Raw genomic sequence first — 15,267 nt, forward strand, 5'->3', positions numbered from 1 at the left:
AAACTTTGCCTTGGCCATCGGGCCTCTCCTTTATTCTAACTAACGGCCCTAAAAGAGGGCCTTGCTTCCTTACGAACCGGCGACGTCCGAAATGATCTTCTGCGCTTCAGCACGCGGCACTTCATCATAGTGATTGAAGAGCATCGTGAACTGGGCGCGGCCCTGTGACATGCCGCGAAGGTCGGACACGTAACCGAACATGTTGACCAGCGGGACGAAGGCCTTGATCACAACCGCGTTGCCCCGGGGCTCAGAGCCCTGGATTTGACCGCGGCGGGAGTTCAGGTCGCCAATTACGTCACCCATATAGTCTTCCGGCGTCACAACTTCCACTGCCATGATCGGCTCCATCAGGCGCGGGTCGCCCTGGCTTTTCAGTTCGCGGAAGGCAGCGCGGGCTGCGATTTCGAAGGCCAGGACCGAGGAGTCCACATCGTGGAAGGCACCATCGACCAGCGTGGCCTTGAAGTCTGTGACCGGATAGCCAGCCAGAAGGCCGTTTTCCTTGGCCATTTCGAGGCCTTTTTCGACGCCCGGAATGTATTCCTTCGGAACAGCACCGCCGACGATCTTGCTTTCGAACACGAAGCCTGAACCGGATTCCAGCGGCTCGAATTCCAGCTTCACGCGAGCGAACTGACCGGTACCACCGGACTGTTTCTTGTGCGTGTAGTCGATCTGGGCATCGCGGCCGATCTTCTCACGGTAAGCCACCTGCGGCTGACCGATATTGGCTTCGACCTTGAATTCGCGCTTCAGGCGATCGATCAGGATGTCGAGGTGAAGCTCGCCCATGCCTTTCATGATCGTCTGGCCGGATTCGAAGTTCGTTTCGACCTGGAAGGACGGGTCTTCTGCGGCGAGGCGCTGCAGACCAACCGACATCTTCTCCTGGTCAGCCTTGGATTTCGGCTCGACAGCGATCTCGATCACTGGATCGGGGAACGTCATCGTTTCCAGAACGACCGGCTTGTTCGGATCACACACCGTGTCACCCGTGGTGGTTTCCTTCAGGCCGGCGAGCGCCACGATGTCACCTGCATAGGCTTCCGTGATCTCGTCCTGCTTGTTGGAGTGCATCATCACCATACGGCCGACGCGCTCTTTCTTGCCCTTCGTGGAGTTCATGAAGCTGTCGCCTTTGGACAGCGTACCTGAATAGATCCGCGTGAAGGTCAGCGTGCCCATGTAAGGGTCGTTCATGATCTTGAATGCGAGGCCGGAGAAAGGCTGGCTGTCATCGGCTTTACGCTCGATGTTACGCACTTCTTCCTCGTCGCCCGGTGCGAAGCCCATATAAGGCGGCACGTCGAGCGGACCCGGCAGATAGTCGATCACAGCGTTCAGCATCGGCTGCACGCCTTTGTTCTTGAACGCAGAGCCACACAGAACCGGCACGAAGGCCATTTCCAGCGTACCCTTGCGGATCAGCGTGCGCAGCGTGGCTTCGTCAGGCTCGTTGCCTTCGAGATAGGCTTCCATGGCCGCATCGTCGACTTCAACAGCGACTTCGATGAGCTCGGCGCGCATCTCTTCGGCCTTGTCCTTCAGGCTGTCACGGATCGGCTTGATGACCCAGCTTGCGCCGAGGTCTTCACCTTCCCAGACCCATTCCTGCATCGTGATCAGGTCGACATGGCCTTCCAGCTCGGTCTCAGAGCCGATCGGCAGCTGGATCGGAGCCGGCGTAGCGCCCGTACGGTCCTTGATCATCTTCACGCAGTTGAAGAAGTCAGCGCCGATCTTGTCCATCTTGTTGACGAACACGATGCGCGGAACCTTGTAACGGTCAGCCTGACGCCAGACGGTCTCGGTTTGCGGCTCAACGCCGGCATTGGCGTCGAGAACGCAAACAGCGCCGTCGAGCACAGCCAGGGAGCGCTCAACTTCGATCGTGAAGTCAACGTGTCCGGGGGTATCGATGATGTTGAAGCGGAACTTGGCTTCTTCCGGCGTTTCGCCGTAGATGCCGGTAGGGTTCACGCCGTCTTCGGTGCGGAACCAGAACGTGGTCGTCGCAGCAGACGTGATCGTGATGCCGCGCTCCTGCTCCTGCTCCATCCAGTCCATCGTAGCAGCGCCGTCATGGACTTCGCCGATCTTGTGGGACTTGCCGGTGTAGTAGAGGATACGCTCGGTCGTGGTCGTCTTGCCAGCATCGATGTGAGCCATGATGCCGAAGTTACGATAGCGTTCCAACGAATATTCGCGGGCCATGAGATAAACCTTCGTGTCTGGTTTCCGGGAGGAATTTCGGGGCGATTTGCGGGCGCGTTACCCGCAATCGCCCCGGACTTCCAGTGCTGATTACCAGCGGTAGTGAGAGAACGCCTTGTTGGCGTCGGCCATGCGGTGCGTATCTTCCCGCTTTTTCACGGCGTTGCCGCGGCCTTGGCTTGCATCCATGAGTTCGCCAGCAAGGCGCTCACGCATGGTGTTTTCGTTACGGCCTGCTGCAGCAGCGGCCAGCCAGCGGATCGCGAGGGCCTGGCGGCGCTCGGTGCGGACTTCAACCGGAACTTGGTAGGTTGCACCACCAACACGGCGGGAGCGAACCTCAACAGCCGGAGCAACGGCTTCGAGTGCTTCGTGGAACACTTCGACCGGGTTCTTCTTGGCGCGGCCTTCCACAAGATCGAATGCCCCATAGACAATGCGTTCGGCGGTCGACTTTTTGCCGTCGCGCATGATCTGGTTCATGAACTTGGAAACGACCACATCCTTGAACTTCGGATCGGGAAGTACTTGGCGCTTTTCTGCGCTGTGACGACGAGACATGGTGCGGCTTCCTTACTTCGGCTTTTTCGCGCCGTAGTGCGAACGGCGTTGCTTACGGTCTTTGACGGGTTGGGTATCCAGGGCACCACGCACAATGTGGTAGCGCACACCCGGAAGGTCTTTCACACGGCCGCCGCGGATCAGGACCACAGAGTGTTCCTGCAGGTTGTGGCCTTCGCCCGGAATGTAGCACAGCGATTCGAAGCCGGACGTCAGACGCACCTTGGCCACTTTACGAAGCGCCGAGTTCGGCTTCTTCGGGGTCGTGGTGTAGACACGCGTGCAGACGCCGCGACGCTGCGGGCAAGCCTTGAGGGCCGGTGTTTTGGTACGCGTGCGCTTGGGCGAACGCGGATTACGAATAAGCTGTTGAATCGTTGGCATTCGGGCCTTCTTGTCTCTTTTAACATCAATGGCCCGATGGGCCGGTAACGAATTATGCCCCGAAGGCCGAGAATGGCTTCCGGGACGGACGAAAACTTGGGGGTCAGTTTGCCGGATCTGCCTGAACCGGTACGGCAAACGGTCTATCAGACCATCCACCTCTCTGACGATGGGTGCGTGTAAGCCCCTCAGACGCTGGCGTCAAGGGTGCGGTGCTGTATGGCGGCAGCTAAACCTCAGCCATTTGAGCGGGTTCGCGCCTGAAAGCTAGAAAGGCAGACCGACCCGGCCGACACAGGCCTTTTCTGCCTCACTCCCCTGCCCTGTTTCAAGACGGGATTTCAGTGCCTCCAGCTCGGGGTCTGCGACATCCCCCTCGACCGAGGCAAAGTCGTGCCAGCGCAGCAGGTCCCGGCAGTCTGCGCTGGCCAGGGACTCATGTGCCAGCCATGCCACCAGGCCGATGGAGACCACCGCACAGGCCGCGCCGATCACGTCTTTCCGCCCGAATTGCATGTCCTGCCAGCTCCCTTGTCAGGCCTTGTCGGCCTCTGCCCTTCAAATGCAGAAAAGCCTGCCAAGACTGGCAGGCTTTTCCGAGTTTCTCAAGCGGGCCGAAAGGCCGGGGCTTATTCGCCCGAAGTTTCCGGCTGCGGCTCCGGTGCCGGCAGGGCCGACACTTCGAGCACTTCGGCAGCTTCCTTGGCCACATTGGCCGCACGCTTGGCTTTCAGCTTCGCATCGCGGTCGGCAGCCACACGGCGCATCGCACGGATGCCACCGCCGGTACCGGCCGGGATCAGGCGACCCACGATAACGTTCTCCTTGAGGCCTTCCAGCGTATCCATCTTGCCCTGGATCGCTGCCTCGGTGAGGACGCGTGTGGTCTCCTGGAAGGAGGCCGCGGAGATGAAGGACCGGGTTTGCAGGGAGGCCTTCGTGATACCCAGCAGCAGCGGGTTCGCGGTGGCTTCCTTCTGGTCCTTCTTGCGCGACTTGCGGACGAGTTCGTTGGCTTCCTCGAACTCGATCACATCGACATGTTCGCCGGTGATCAGGCCCGAATCGCCACCATCGACGATCTCGACCTTCTGCAGCATCTGGCGAACGATCACCTCGATGTGCTTGTCGTTGATCGGCACGCCCTGCAGACGGTAGACCTTCTGAACTTCGTCGATGAGGTAGTTGGCCAGAGCCTCGACGCCCAGCGTGGACAGGATGTCCTGCGGTGCCGGGTTACCGTCCATCAGATACTCACCACGCTTGATGAAGTCGCCATCCTGCACGGCCAGGTGCTTGCCTTTCGGCACCAGGTAATCGATCTGCTCCTTGTCTTCCTCCATCGGCACGATGGAGACGCGGCGCTTGTTCTTGTAGTCGCGGCCATAGACGACCTTACCGTCCATGTCTGCGATGATGGCGTGGTCCTTCGGACGACGCGCTTCGAACAGTTCGGCCACACGCGGCAGACCACCGGTGATGTCCTTGGTCTTCGCACCGCCGGTCGTGACACGGGCCAGCGTATCACCAGCAGAGATCGTGTCCCCATCGGCAACAGACAGGATCGCGCCCACAGACAAGAGGTAGACCGCATCAGAGCCATTCGGCAGTTTGACCGGTGCACCGTCCTTGTCGACAATCTGGATGGACGGCTTGATGTCCGCAGATTTCGACGCGCTGCGCCAGTCGATGACCACGCGGGAGGAAATTCCCGTCGCTTCGTCGGTTTCTTCGCGAACGGAAACACCGTCGATCACATCGACCAGTTTCGCCTGACCGGCCACTTCGGACACGATCGGCTGGGCAAACGGATCCCAGTCAGCCATCAGGATGCCTGGTTTCACCTTCTGGCCATCCTTGACCATCAGGCGCGTACCATAGGCCGGGCGGAAGGATTGGCGGGTGCGGCCTTCGCCGTCCACCAGTTCCACCTGCATGCGGCGGCCAACAACAACCAGCGACTCGTCCTTGCGGGCCACGAATTCCGCATCCTTGAAGCGGATCGTGCCTTCAAAGCTGGACTCGATGGAGGACTGGTCCGCCACCTGGGCTGCGCCACCAATGTGGAACGTCCGCATGGTCAGCTGCGTACCCGGCTCACCGATAGACTGGGCAGCGATAACGCCGACCGCTTCACCGCGGTTGACCGGCGTACCGCGGGCCAGGTCACGGCCATAGCACTGGGCACAGATGCCATTCTTGGTTTCACAGGTCAGCGGCGAACGGGCCTTGATCACGTCCACACCGGCCTTCTCGATCGTATCGGCCAGGTCTTCGTCGATATAGGTGTTCGCCGGGACAACCAGCTCGCCATCAACGCCTTTGACATCCTCAGCCGTCACACGGCCAAGAATACGCTCTGCCAGGGAGACGGTCACATCGGCGCCTTCCAGAACAGCCGCGATATCGATGCCGCGCTCGGTGCCGCAATCATCTTCGTTGATGATGCAGTCCTGGGCCACGTCGACCAGGCGGCGTGTCAGGTAACCGGAGTTGGCGGTCTTCAGAGCCGTATCCGCGAGGCCTTTACGGGCACCGTGGGTCGAGTTGAAGTATTCAAGAACGGTCAGACCTTCCTTGAAGTTCGAGATGATCGGCGTCTCGATGATTTCACCCGACGGCTTGGCCATCAGGCCGCGCATACCGGCCAGCTGTTTCATCTGGTTCTTCGAACCACGCGCACCGGAATCGGCCATCATGAAGATCGAGTTGATCTGTGCCTTACGGCCAGCTGTCGCTGCCTGCGGACGCGCAGACGCGTCCATCATGGCATCGGCCACCTTGTCGGTACAGGTCGACCAGGCATCAACCACCTTGTTGTACTTCTCACCCCGTGTGATCAGACCATCAGCATACTGACGCTCATACTCGGAGACCTGCTCCTTCGTCGAGTCGACCAGTTTCTGCTTGGCTTCCGGGATGACCATGTCGTCCTTGCCGAACGAGATGCCGGCTTTACAGGCTTCCTTGAAGCCCAGGCCCATCATCTTGTCACAGAAGATCACCGTCGCCTTCTGACCGCACAGACGATAGACCTCGTCGATGATCTTGGAGATCGTCTTCTTGGTCATGGTCGTGTTGACCAGGTCAGGCTGGATGCCCTTCATGCGCGGCAGGATGTCGGCAATCATGAAGCGGCCGGCGGTCGTGTCGATCACACGGCGCCATGGATTGCCCTCATCATCGACGCCTTCATACATCGCCTTGATCTTGGAGTGCAGGCTGATCAGGCCATTGTCGAGCGCCTGCTCGATTTCGGCCATTTCGGAGAAGATCATGCCTTCGCCAGGCTCGCCATCCAGATCCAGAGACAGGTAGTAGAGACCCAGAACAATATCCTGGGACGGAACGATGATCGGCTTGCCGTTGGCCGGTGACAGGATGTTGTTCGTAGACATCATCAGCACGCGGGCTTCCAACTGGGCCTCAAGGCTCAGCGGAACGTGGACAGCCATCTGGTCACCGTCAAAGTCGGCGTTGAAGGCCGCACAGACCAGCGGGTGCAGCTGGATGGCCTTGCCCTCGATCAGTTTCGGCTCGAACGCCTGGATGCCGAGACGGTGAAGCGTCGGCGCGCGGTTCAGCAGAACCGGGTGCTCACGGATCACTTCGTCCAGAATATCCCAGACTTCCGGCTTTTCTTTTTCAACCAGCTTCTTCGCAGCCTTGACCGTACCGGCCAGGCCCTTCGCGTCGAGGCGGGCATAGATGAACGGCTTGAACAGCTCCAGCGCCATCTTTTTCGGCAGGCCGCATTCGTGCAGACGCAGGCTCGGGCCCACCACGATGACGGACCGGCCGGAATAGTCGACGCGCTTACCGAGAAGGTTCTGACGGAAGCGGCCCTGCTTGCCTTTCAGCATGTCGGAGATCGACTTCAGCGGACGCTTGTTGGTGCCGGTGATCGTACGGCCGCGGCGGCCATTGTCGAACAGGGCATCAACGGATTCCTGCAGCATCCGCTTCTCGTTGCGGATGATGATGTCCGGCGCGCGAAGCTCCATCAGGCGCTTCAGGCGGTTGTTCCGGTTGATCACGCGGCGATACAAATCGTTCAGGTCGGACGTTGCGAAACGGCCGCCATCCAGCGGAACCAGCGGGCGAAGATCCGGCGGAATGACCGGCACAACGGTCAGGATCATCCATTCCGGCTTGGCGCGGGACTGGAGGAAGGATTCGACCACTTTCAGACGCTTGGAATATTTCTTCGTCTTCAGTTCGGACGTGGCTTCCCGCAGGTCTTCACGCAGCGTTTCGGCCAGAACCGGCAGTTCCAGCTGCATCAGCAGTTCGCGGATGGCTTCCGCGCCGATCATGGCGGTGAACGCGTCCTCGCCAAGCTCGTCCTGCTTGTCCATGTACTCTTCTTCGGTGAGCAGCTGCTTCGGCTCAAGCTCGGTCAGGCCGGGCTCAACCACGATGTAGCTTTCGAAGTACAGCACACGCTCAACGTCTTTCAGCGCCATGTCGAGCAGCGTTGAAATCCGGGACGGAAGCGATTTCAGGAACCAGATGTGCGCAACCGGCGCGGCCAGGTCGATATGGCCCATGCGCTCACGGCGAACGCGCGCCAGGGTAACTTCCACGCCGCATTTCTCGCAGGTGATGCCGCGATACTTGATGCGCTTATACTTGCCACAAAGGCACTCATAGTCCTTCGTCGGGCCGAAGATACGGGCACAGAAAAGGCCGTCCCGCTCCGGCTTGAAGGTCCGGTAGTTGATGGTTTCAGGCTTCTTGATTTCGCCCGAAGACCAGGACCGGATTTTCTCCGGGCTGGCAATGGAAATACGGATCGCCTCGAAAGTCGGGGCGGGGGTATTCGGGTTGAAGATACTGGCGACGTCCTGGCGCATGGGTGTCTGCTCCTTGGGTGGGCTTGGTTATCGGGGCTGGCGGGCCCCTGCCCTATGAAATCTTCTTGTCTCGTCCGGTTCGCCCCGCCGCAGTGGCGGGGCGGTCCGGTTTAAGTCTCATTCTACTCGGCGGCGACGGTGGCTTCGTCTTCGTCATCACGTCCGGAATCTTCCTCGATCAGCTCAACATTGAGACCGAGCGAGCGCATTTCCTTGATGAGCACGTTGAAGCTCTCCGGGATACCGGCCTCGAAGGTATCGTCACCGCGGACGATCGCCTCGTAGACCTTGGCACGGCCGGCCGTGTCGTCAGACTTCACGGTCAGCATTTCCTGCAGCGTGTACGCGGCGCCATAGGCTTCCAGAGCCCAGACCTCCATCTCCCCGAAGCGCTGGCCGCCGAACTGGGCCTTGCCGCCCAGAGGCTGCTGCGTGACGAGCGAGTACGGTCCGGTCGAACGGGCGTGGATCTTCTCATCGACCAGGTGGTGCAGTTTGAGAAGATATTTGTAGCCCACAGTGACCTGGCGGCTGAACGCCTCACCGGTGCGGCCGTCATACATGCGAACCTGACCCGACGTATCGAGACCGGCACGCTCCAGCAGGCCGTTGATGTCGCTTTCGCGGGCACCATCGAAGACCGGCGTAGCGATCGGCACACCATTGCGCAGGTTTCCGGCCAGTTCGATGATCTCGGCATCGGTTTCCGGCATTTCCTGTTCCTCGCCATAGGCTTGGGTCAGGGCGGTGCGGAGACCTCCGACATCACTGTTCTGGTGGAACTCGTCCACGGCATTGTCGATGATCCGGCCGAGACCACGGCAGGCCCAGCCTGTGTGGGTCTCAAGGATCTGACCGATGTTCATCCGCGATGGAACGCCCAGCGGGTTGAGCACGATGTCGACCGGGGTACCGTCTTCCAGGAAGGGCATATCTTCCTGCGGGTTGATCTTGGAGATAACCCCCTTGTTCCCGTGACGGCCGGCCATCTTGTCGCCCGGCTGCAGCTTGCGCTTCACGGCCAGGAACACTTTGACGACCTTCATGACGCCCGGAGGCAGGTCATCGCCGCGCTGAACCTTGTCGACCTTGTCGTTGAAGCGGGCTTCCAGCTCATTGATGGAGTTCTCGAACTGCTCGTTCAGGGCGTCGAGATCGGACTGAGCCTTTTCAGACTTCAGGGCGATGTCCCACATCTGGTTCTCGGTCAGAGGCTCCAGGGATTCGGCCGTGATCTTGCCCGGCACGAAGTTCTTCGGCCCGGCGGCCGCTTCATTGCCGATCAGCAGGTCGCGCAGACGGTTGTACGTGTTGCGCTCCAGAATGGCCTGTTCGTCCTCTTTATCCTCTTGCAGCTTCTCGATCTGCTCACGCTCGATCTGAAGGGCACGCTGGTCCTTGTCGATGCCGTGGCGGTTGAAGATGCGGACATCAACAACCGTACCGGCGTCGCCCGGAGGCACACGCAGGGAGGTGTCGCGAACGTCAGAGGCTTTCTCACCGAAGATGGCGCGGAGGAGTTTCTCTTCCGGCGTCATCGGGCTTTCGCCCTTCGGCGTCACCTTGCCGACGAGGATGTCGCCTGCCTTCACTTCGGCGCCGACGGCAACAATGCCGGCTTCGTCGAGGTTACGCAGGGCTTCTTCCCCAACATTCGGGATGTCGCGGGTGATTTCTTCCGGTCCCAGCTTCGTGTCGCGCGCGGCGACTTCGAATTCCTCGATGTGGATCGAGGTGAAGACGTCGTCTTTCACGATCCGCTCGGAGATCAGGATGGAGTCCTCGAAGTTGTAGCCATTCCACGGCATGAACGCGACGAGCACGTTGCGGCCGAGGGCCAGTTCGCCCATGTCGGTGGACGGGCCGTCTGCGATGATGTCGTTCTTCGCAACGGTGTCACCCACGCGCACAATCGGGCGCTGGTTGATGCAGCTGTTCTGGTTCGAACGGCGGAACTTGGCCAGACGGTAGATGTCGACGCCCGATTTGGAGCCTTCGAGTTCTTCCGTGGCGCGCACAACGATCCGCAGCGCGTCGACCTGCTCAACCACCCCTGCCCGGCGGGCAACGATAGCTGCGCGGGAGTCGCGGGCCACAACCGATTCCATGCCGGTCCCGACGAATGGCGCTTCAGACTGCACAAGCGGCACCGCCTGACGCTGCATGTTCGCCCCCATCAGGGCGCGGTTGGCGTCGTCGTTTTCGAGGTACGGAATGAGAGACGCAGCAACCGAGACAACCTGCTTCGGAGAGACGTCCATATACTGGATGTCTTCGCGGGCAACCATGGTCGCTTCGCCAGCCACACGGGCGTTGACGAATTCATTCGCCAGCTCGCCAGCCTCGTTCACCGTCGCATTGGCCTGGGCGATGGAATAGATGCTCTCTTCCATGGCGGACAGGTAGACAACTTCGTCGGTCAGCTTGCCGTTCATCACCTTGCGGTACGGGCTTTCGATGAAGCCGTACTTGTTGACGCGGGCATGCGTGGCCAGGGAGTTGATCAGACCGATGTTCGGGCCTTCCGGCGTTTCAATCGGGCAGATACGGCCATAGTGGGTCGGGTGCACGTCGCGCACTTCGAAGCCGGCCCGTTCGCGGGTCAGGCCGCCCGGTCCAAGCGCCGAGAGACGACGCTTGTGGGTGATCTCGGACAGCGGGTTGGTCTGGTCCATGAACTGCGACAGCTGCGAGGAGCCGAAGAATTCGCGGACAGAGGCCACAACCGGCTTCGCATTGATCAGGTCGTGCGGCATCACCGTGTCGATGTCGACAGAGCCCATACGCTCCTTGATCGCACGCTCCATGCGCACGAGGCCGATGCGGTAATTGTTTTCCATCAGCTCGCCGACGGAACGGACGCGGCGGTTGCCGAGGTTGTCGATGTCGTCGACTTCGCCCTTGCCGTCTTTAAGGTCCAGGATGACCTTCATGACGCCGATGATGTCGTCATTGCGCAGCACGCGCATGTCGTCTGCGGCGGCTTCATAGCCCGGCACGCCAACGTTCAGGCGCATGTTCATTTTCACGCGGCCAACGGCGGACAGGTCATAGCGCTCCGGATCGAAGAAGAGCTGGCCGAACAGGGCGTCAGCAGCTTCCTGGGTCGGCGGCTCGCCCGGACGCATCACGCGGTAGATGTCGGACAGGGCTTCGAAACGGGTTTCGTTCTTGTCCGCTTTCAGCGTGTTGCGCAGCCACGGGCCACGGCCGGAGGCGTCGATGTCGAGCACTTCGATCGTCGTGATGCCGTAATCGCGCATCTCGGCGAGCATTTCCTCTTCCAGCATGTCGCCGGCTTCACCGAAGATCTCGCCGGTTTCGTTATTCACAACGTCGCGGGCCAGGAATTTGCCGATCAGGGCGTCGGACGGCACGATGATCTCGTCCGTGTCAGCCTCTGCGATACGCTTGGCTTTCAGGGCGGTGATCTTCTTGCCGGCTTCGGCGACCGTCTTGCCGGTTTTTGCGTCGACCAGATCGAATTCCGGCTTCACGCCTTTCCAGGCTTCGGCGCGGAAGCCCGTGATCCAGCCCTTCTTGTCCATGCGGTAGATGGAGTTGGTGTAGAACAGGTCCAGGATCTGCTCGGTGTCATAGCCGAGAGCGTACAGCATCGTGGTCGCCGGCAGCTTGCGCTTGCGGTCGATCCGGATGTTCAGGATGTCTTTTGCGTCGAATTCGAAGTCCAGCCAGGAGCCGCGATACGGAATGATCCGCGCCGCGAACAGCAGCTTGCCGGAGGCATGCGTCTTGCCCTTGTCATGGTCGAAGAACACGCCCGGAGAGCGGTGCATCTGCGAGACGATCACCCGCTCGGTGCCGTTGACCACGAAGGTACCCTTCTCGGTCATCAGCGGGATGTCGCCGAGATAGCATTCCTGCTCTTTCACTTCCTTGACGGAGCGCGCGCCCGTGTCTTCGTCGACATCGAAAACGACCAGCTGGAGACGCACTTTCAGCGGCGCCTGGAAGGTCAGGTCGCGCTGCATGCATTCTTCCACGTCGAATTTCGGCGCTTCAAACTCGTAAGAGACATATTCGAGCGTTGCCCGCTCGGAGAAGTCAGTGATCGGGAACACGGACTTGAACACACCGCCCAGACCATCATCCGTCCGCTTTTCAGAGGGCGTGTGCATCTGGAGGAAGTGTTCGTAGCTTTCGCGCTGAACCTCGATCAGGTTTGGCATTTCGATGGCTTCGGGAATGCGCCCGAAGGATTTGCGGATACGTTTCTTTTCCGTGAAGGAGAGTGCCATCCCAGGATCCCATTTTTTGTGTCCCCGGCCACCTGGCCGCAGACTTTATCGCCAGAACGCGAGTTCGCGGCGGCCTCATTTGAGACCGCCGCGCTGTTCTTTGAAAGGGCAACGCCTCGCGCGAACGCCACCCGGATTTGAAGTCGCTGGAGCTTACTTGAGCTCGATTTTTGCGCCAGCTTCTTCGAATTTCTTTTTGAGCTCTTCAGCTTCAGCTTTCGGAGCGCCTTCCTTGACAGCTTTCGGAGCACCTTCAACGAGCTCTTTAGCTTCTTTCAGGCCGAGGGACGGCTGAACTTCGCGGACCAGTTTGATCACGTTGATCTTCTTGTCGCCAGCGTCGGTCAGGACAACGTCGAACTCGTCTTTTTCTTCCGCAGCAGCAGCGCCTGCGTCACCACCAGCAACGGCTGCGACAGCAACCGGAGCAGCAGCGGAAACGCCCCACTTGTCTTCAAGCAGTTTAGCAAGCTCAGCAGCCTCAAGCACGGTGAGGGCGGAGAGGTCTTCGACAATCTTTTCGAGATCTGCCATTTTTCAAATTCCTGTTAGGTTCGGTGTTTGTAGTCTTAAATAGCGAAAACGGATGGCTTATGCGGCGTCTTTGTTGCCGTAAGCAGCCACCACGCGAGCGAGCTGCCCAGCCGGAGCCTGAACGACGCCTGCAACTTTCGTTGCCGGTGCCTGCAGGAGGCCGATAAGCTTGCCACGAAGCTGGTCGAGAGATGGCAGTTTCGCGAGGCTTTCGACGCCTTTGGCATCGAGAACCTCATCCCCCATCACCGCACCGATGATCACGAGTTTGGAATTCTCTTTCGCAAACTCGTCAGCCGCTTTCGCAGCCGACACCGGGTCCGGAGAGAAGGCAATTGCCACAGGGCCCTGGAAGAGCTCCTGAGCAGCATCACCACCTTTGCCGTCGAGGGCGATTTTCGCCAGACGGTTCTTGACCACCTTAAGCTGTGCGCCGTCCTTGCGGAGCATGCCACGCAGCTTGGTCATTTCCGCAACAGTAAGACCGGTATAGTGCGTCACGACGACAGCACCGGACTCGTCGAAAACCCCTTTGAGGGTCTCGAGAGCCACAGTTTTTCCAGCTTTATCCATAGCGGGTCTCCAGTTTGAGGCGCCCGGACCATCCGGCCGCCCTGGTATTCGCCTTCTGGCCCGGAAGCCTTCCAGCGCCTGCCCAGGGATTGGCCTGCCCGGTTTTCCACAAAGGGCCTGTAACCCCCTGTTTCCGAACCGATTATACGCCTCACCCCGTCTGCATAGGTGACAGTGAAACTGTCTTTATCACCCCCGAAAGAGCGGCCTATGGTCTAGGACAGGAAAACGGGAGGCCCCCGATGCATATCGGAGTACTCCCGTCAAGAGGGGCTTGTTAACGCTTTATCCGAGCCGCCGCAACCCCCTATTGTGAGAAAATGTCAAGCTTTCAGGCGGAGGCAATCTGTCCCCCCCTGATACAAGCTGTGGACGCATGGCGCCACCCGCCTAGCTGCTCCCATTCCCAGCCTGACTGGCAGGGAGGTTAGTAGACTGAGCCCCGCTCTTATCTTCCTCAGGCCCGACAACCAGTTTGGGCTCTATCTTCGTCTTACTCGATGGAATGTCATCTACCTCATAATATCCTGAATGCGCTCCCATAGCGCCGGATGCCTTTATTGCGCCTGTACCATCATAGAGAACGAAGTGAACCGTAGCCCCTCCAGCGACCTCAAACGGCATATCCCCCAAGGACGACCAGACATTTTTCTTGGTGTAGAAAGAGCCGCCCGCTGAATCGATCTTCAGCTCCAGGGTGTACTTGAATTCTTTCTTCGCAAACGCCCGCGACCGCAGCAATTCCGACATGGCAAGAGGCCCATCTACAGTACCGAGCGCCTTTATCAGCTCATCATAGGATTTCCGATAACTTGCCACGGTGCCTGCATATTCATTTGCCTTAGCCTTGATTGCAGCCAGAGAGATTTTCAGCTCCGTCACCGTGTCCACAGGACCGCTTGGAGCGGGCTCATCCTCCTCATCCACCTTCTCGGCCAAAACCGCTAGGGCCTCATCCAATTTGGTAATCCGACTCTCAAAGTTTTTCTTTTGATTCTCAAGATTGGTGAGATCAGCCTTTTTCTTATTCAAATCGTCAATGAGGGCGATCTCATCGACTTTAACGATAGAGCCATTGAATGATCCGGCGCTGAACTTGTTGGAACTATCAAGACAGCCCACGACTTCAGAGACCAGGGCCTGATCATATTCAGACACTTTCACACCACCGACGGTGAAATCCGTAGCGAACAGCTGCGTGAATCCTGCAACTGCATTTCCGACAGCCTGAAAAGCTAGAACCTCCGGGACCAGACCTGCCTTTTTACCCTCATCCTCATAAAGGCGCCTTGTGACGTCTAAATCGTCTTCGAATTTCGCAATTGCTATATTGAGCGTATTTTCCTGTTCAACGCCTTGGTCATAGAGCGTTTTCAGATATTTCAGTTGGAACTTGAACAATATATCAGCTCGTGAAGGGTCCGCCTCACCTGCAGTACGAATATAAATATTCCCGGACACCTCTTTAGAAGTCTTACTGCAGATTTCTTGGGCGCTCCTTTTTAAGGCCGCCAGCGCTAATAGCTCACCTTCTATCTTTCCGCCGCCCTCTTTCACGTCCACACCCCCTGACTTGTCGGGGTCGAACTCCGGAGTCAGCGCCTTCAATTTCTCTGCATCGGAATATTTGGACGCGGTTTGCGCGGCTATCTTTGCGCTTTCGGCTTCTGCTTTCAGCTTTTCCGCTTCGGCCGCGGCCTTTATGAGCCCGGCATCATGGTTCTGCGCCGCCTGAAGTGTTGCGCAGACCACCTGGAAATCTGCCGCCGCCACCCCGTCGGGCTTACCACTCTTGCAGTCATCCAGTGTTATCACATCCCCAAACGCCTCACCGGCCAGCAGGCACACGGCCGCAAATACCCAAATCAGCTTTTTCATTGTCC

At 59.0% G+C, this 15,267-nt stretch carries 9 protein-coding genes; all 9 read right to left on the minus strand.

The genetic code is table 11. The annotated features are described in order from the left end of the window. Positions 1-69: 69 nt before the first annotated feature. Positions 70-2,217, minus strand: a complete 2,148-nt coding sequence (gene fusA / locus HY29_RS08470; RefSeq protein WP_034795618.1) for an elongation factor G — start codon at positions 2,215-2,217, stop codon at positions 70-72. 90 nt (positions 2,218-2,307) lie between these two features. Continuing rightward, positions 2,308-2,778 (minus strand): 30S ribosomal protein S7, encoded by a 471-nt coding sequence (gene rpsG, locus HY29_RS08475; RefSeq protein WP_034795621.1) that lies wholly within the window; start codon positions 2,776-2,778, stop codon positions 2,308-2,310. A gap of 12 nt (positions 2,779-2,790) precedes the next feature. After that, the gene (gene rpsL, locus HY29_RS08480; protein WP_034795624.1) at positions 2,791-3,162 is read right to left on the minus strand and encodes a 30S ribosomal protein S12; all 372 of its coding nucleotides are present in this window, start codon (positions 3,160-3,162) and stop codon (positions 2,791-2,793) included. 267 nt (positions 3,163-3,429) lie between these two features. Beyond that, entirely contained in the window at positions 3,430-3,678 is a 249-nt protein-coding gene (locus HY29_RS08485) for a hypothetical protein (RefSeq protein WP_034795629.1), read from the minus strand. Between the two features lie 113 nt (positions 3,679-3,791). Further along, positions 3,792-8,018, minus strand: coding sequence for a DNA-directed RNA polymerase subunit beta' (rpoC, locus tag HY29_RS08490; RefSeq protein WP_034795633.1), 4,227 nt, complete (start codon positions 8,016-8,018; stop codon positions 3,792-3,794). Between the two features lie 122 nt (positions 8,019-8,140). Next, the gene (rpoB, locus tag HY29_RS08495) at positions 8,141-12,277 is read right to left on the minus strand and encodes a DNA-directed RNA polymerase subunit beta (RefSeq protein ID WP_034795638.1); all 4,137 of its coding nucleotides are present in this window, start codon (positions 12,275-12,277) and stop codon (positions 8,141-8,143) included. Positions 12,278-12,430: 153 nt separating this feature from the next. After that, positions 12,431-12,811, minus strand: coding sequence for a 50S ribosomal protein L7/L12 (rplL, locus tag HY29_RS08500; protein ID WP_034795643.1), 381 nt, complete (start codon positions 12,809-12,811; stop codon positions 12,431-12,433). A 57-nt stretch (positions 12,812-12,868) separates the two neighbouring features. Continuing rightward, positions 12,869-13,384, minus strand: a complete 516-nt coding sequence (gene rplJ / locus HY29_RS08505; RefSeq protein ID WP_034795648.1) for a 50S ribosomal protein L10 — start codon at positions 13,382-13,384, stop codon at positions 12,869-12,871. 390 nt (positions 13,385-13,774) lie between these two features. After that, positions 13,775-15,262: a hypothetical protein gene (locus tag HY29_RS08510; RefSeq protein WP_155838264.1), complete on the minus strand. Its 1,488-nt coding sequence runs from the start codon at positions 15,260-15,262 to the stop codon at positions 13,775-13,777. Positions 15,263-15,267 lie beyond the last annotated feature (5 nt).

The organism is Hyphomonas beringensis (genome assembly GCF_000682755.1).
In the GTDB taxonomy this organism is placed as follows: domain Bacteria; phylum Pseudomonadota; class Alphaproteobacteria; order Caulobacterales; family Hyphomonadaceae; genus Hyphomonas; species Hyphomonas beringensis.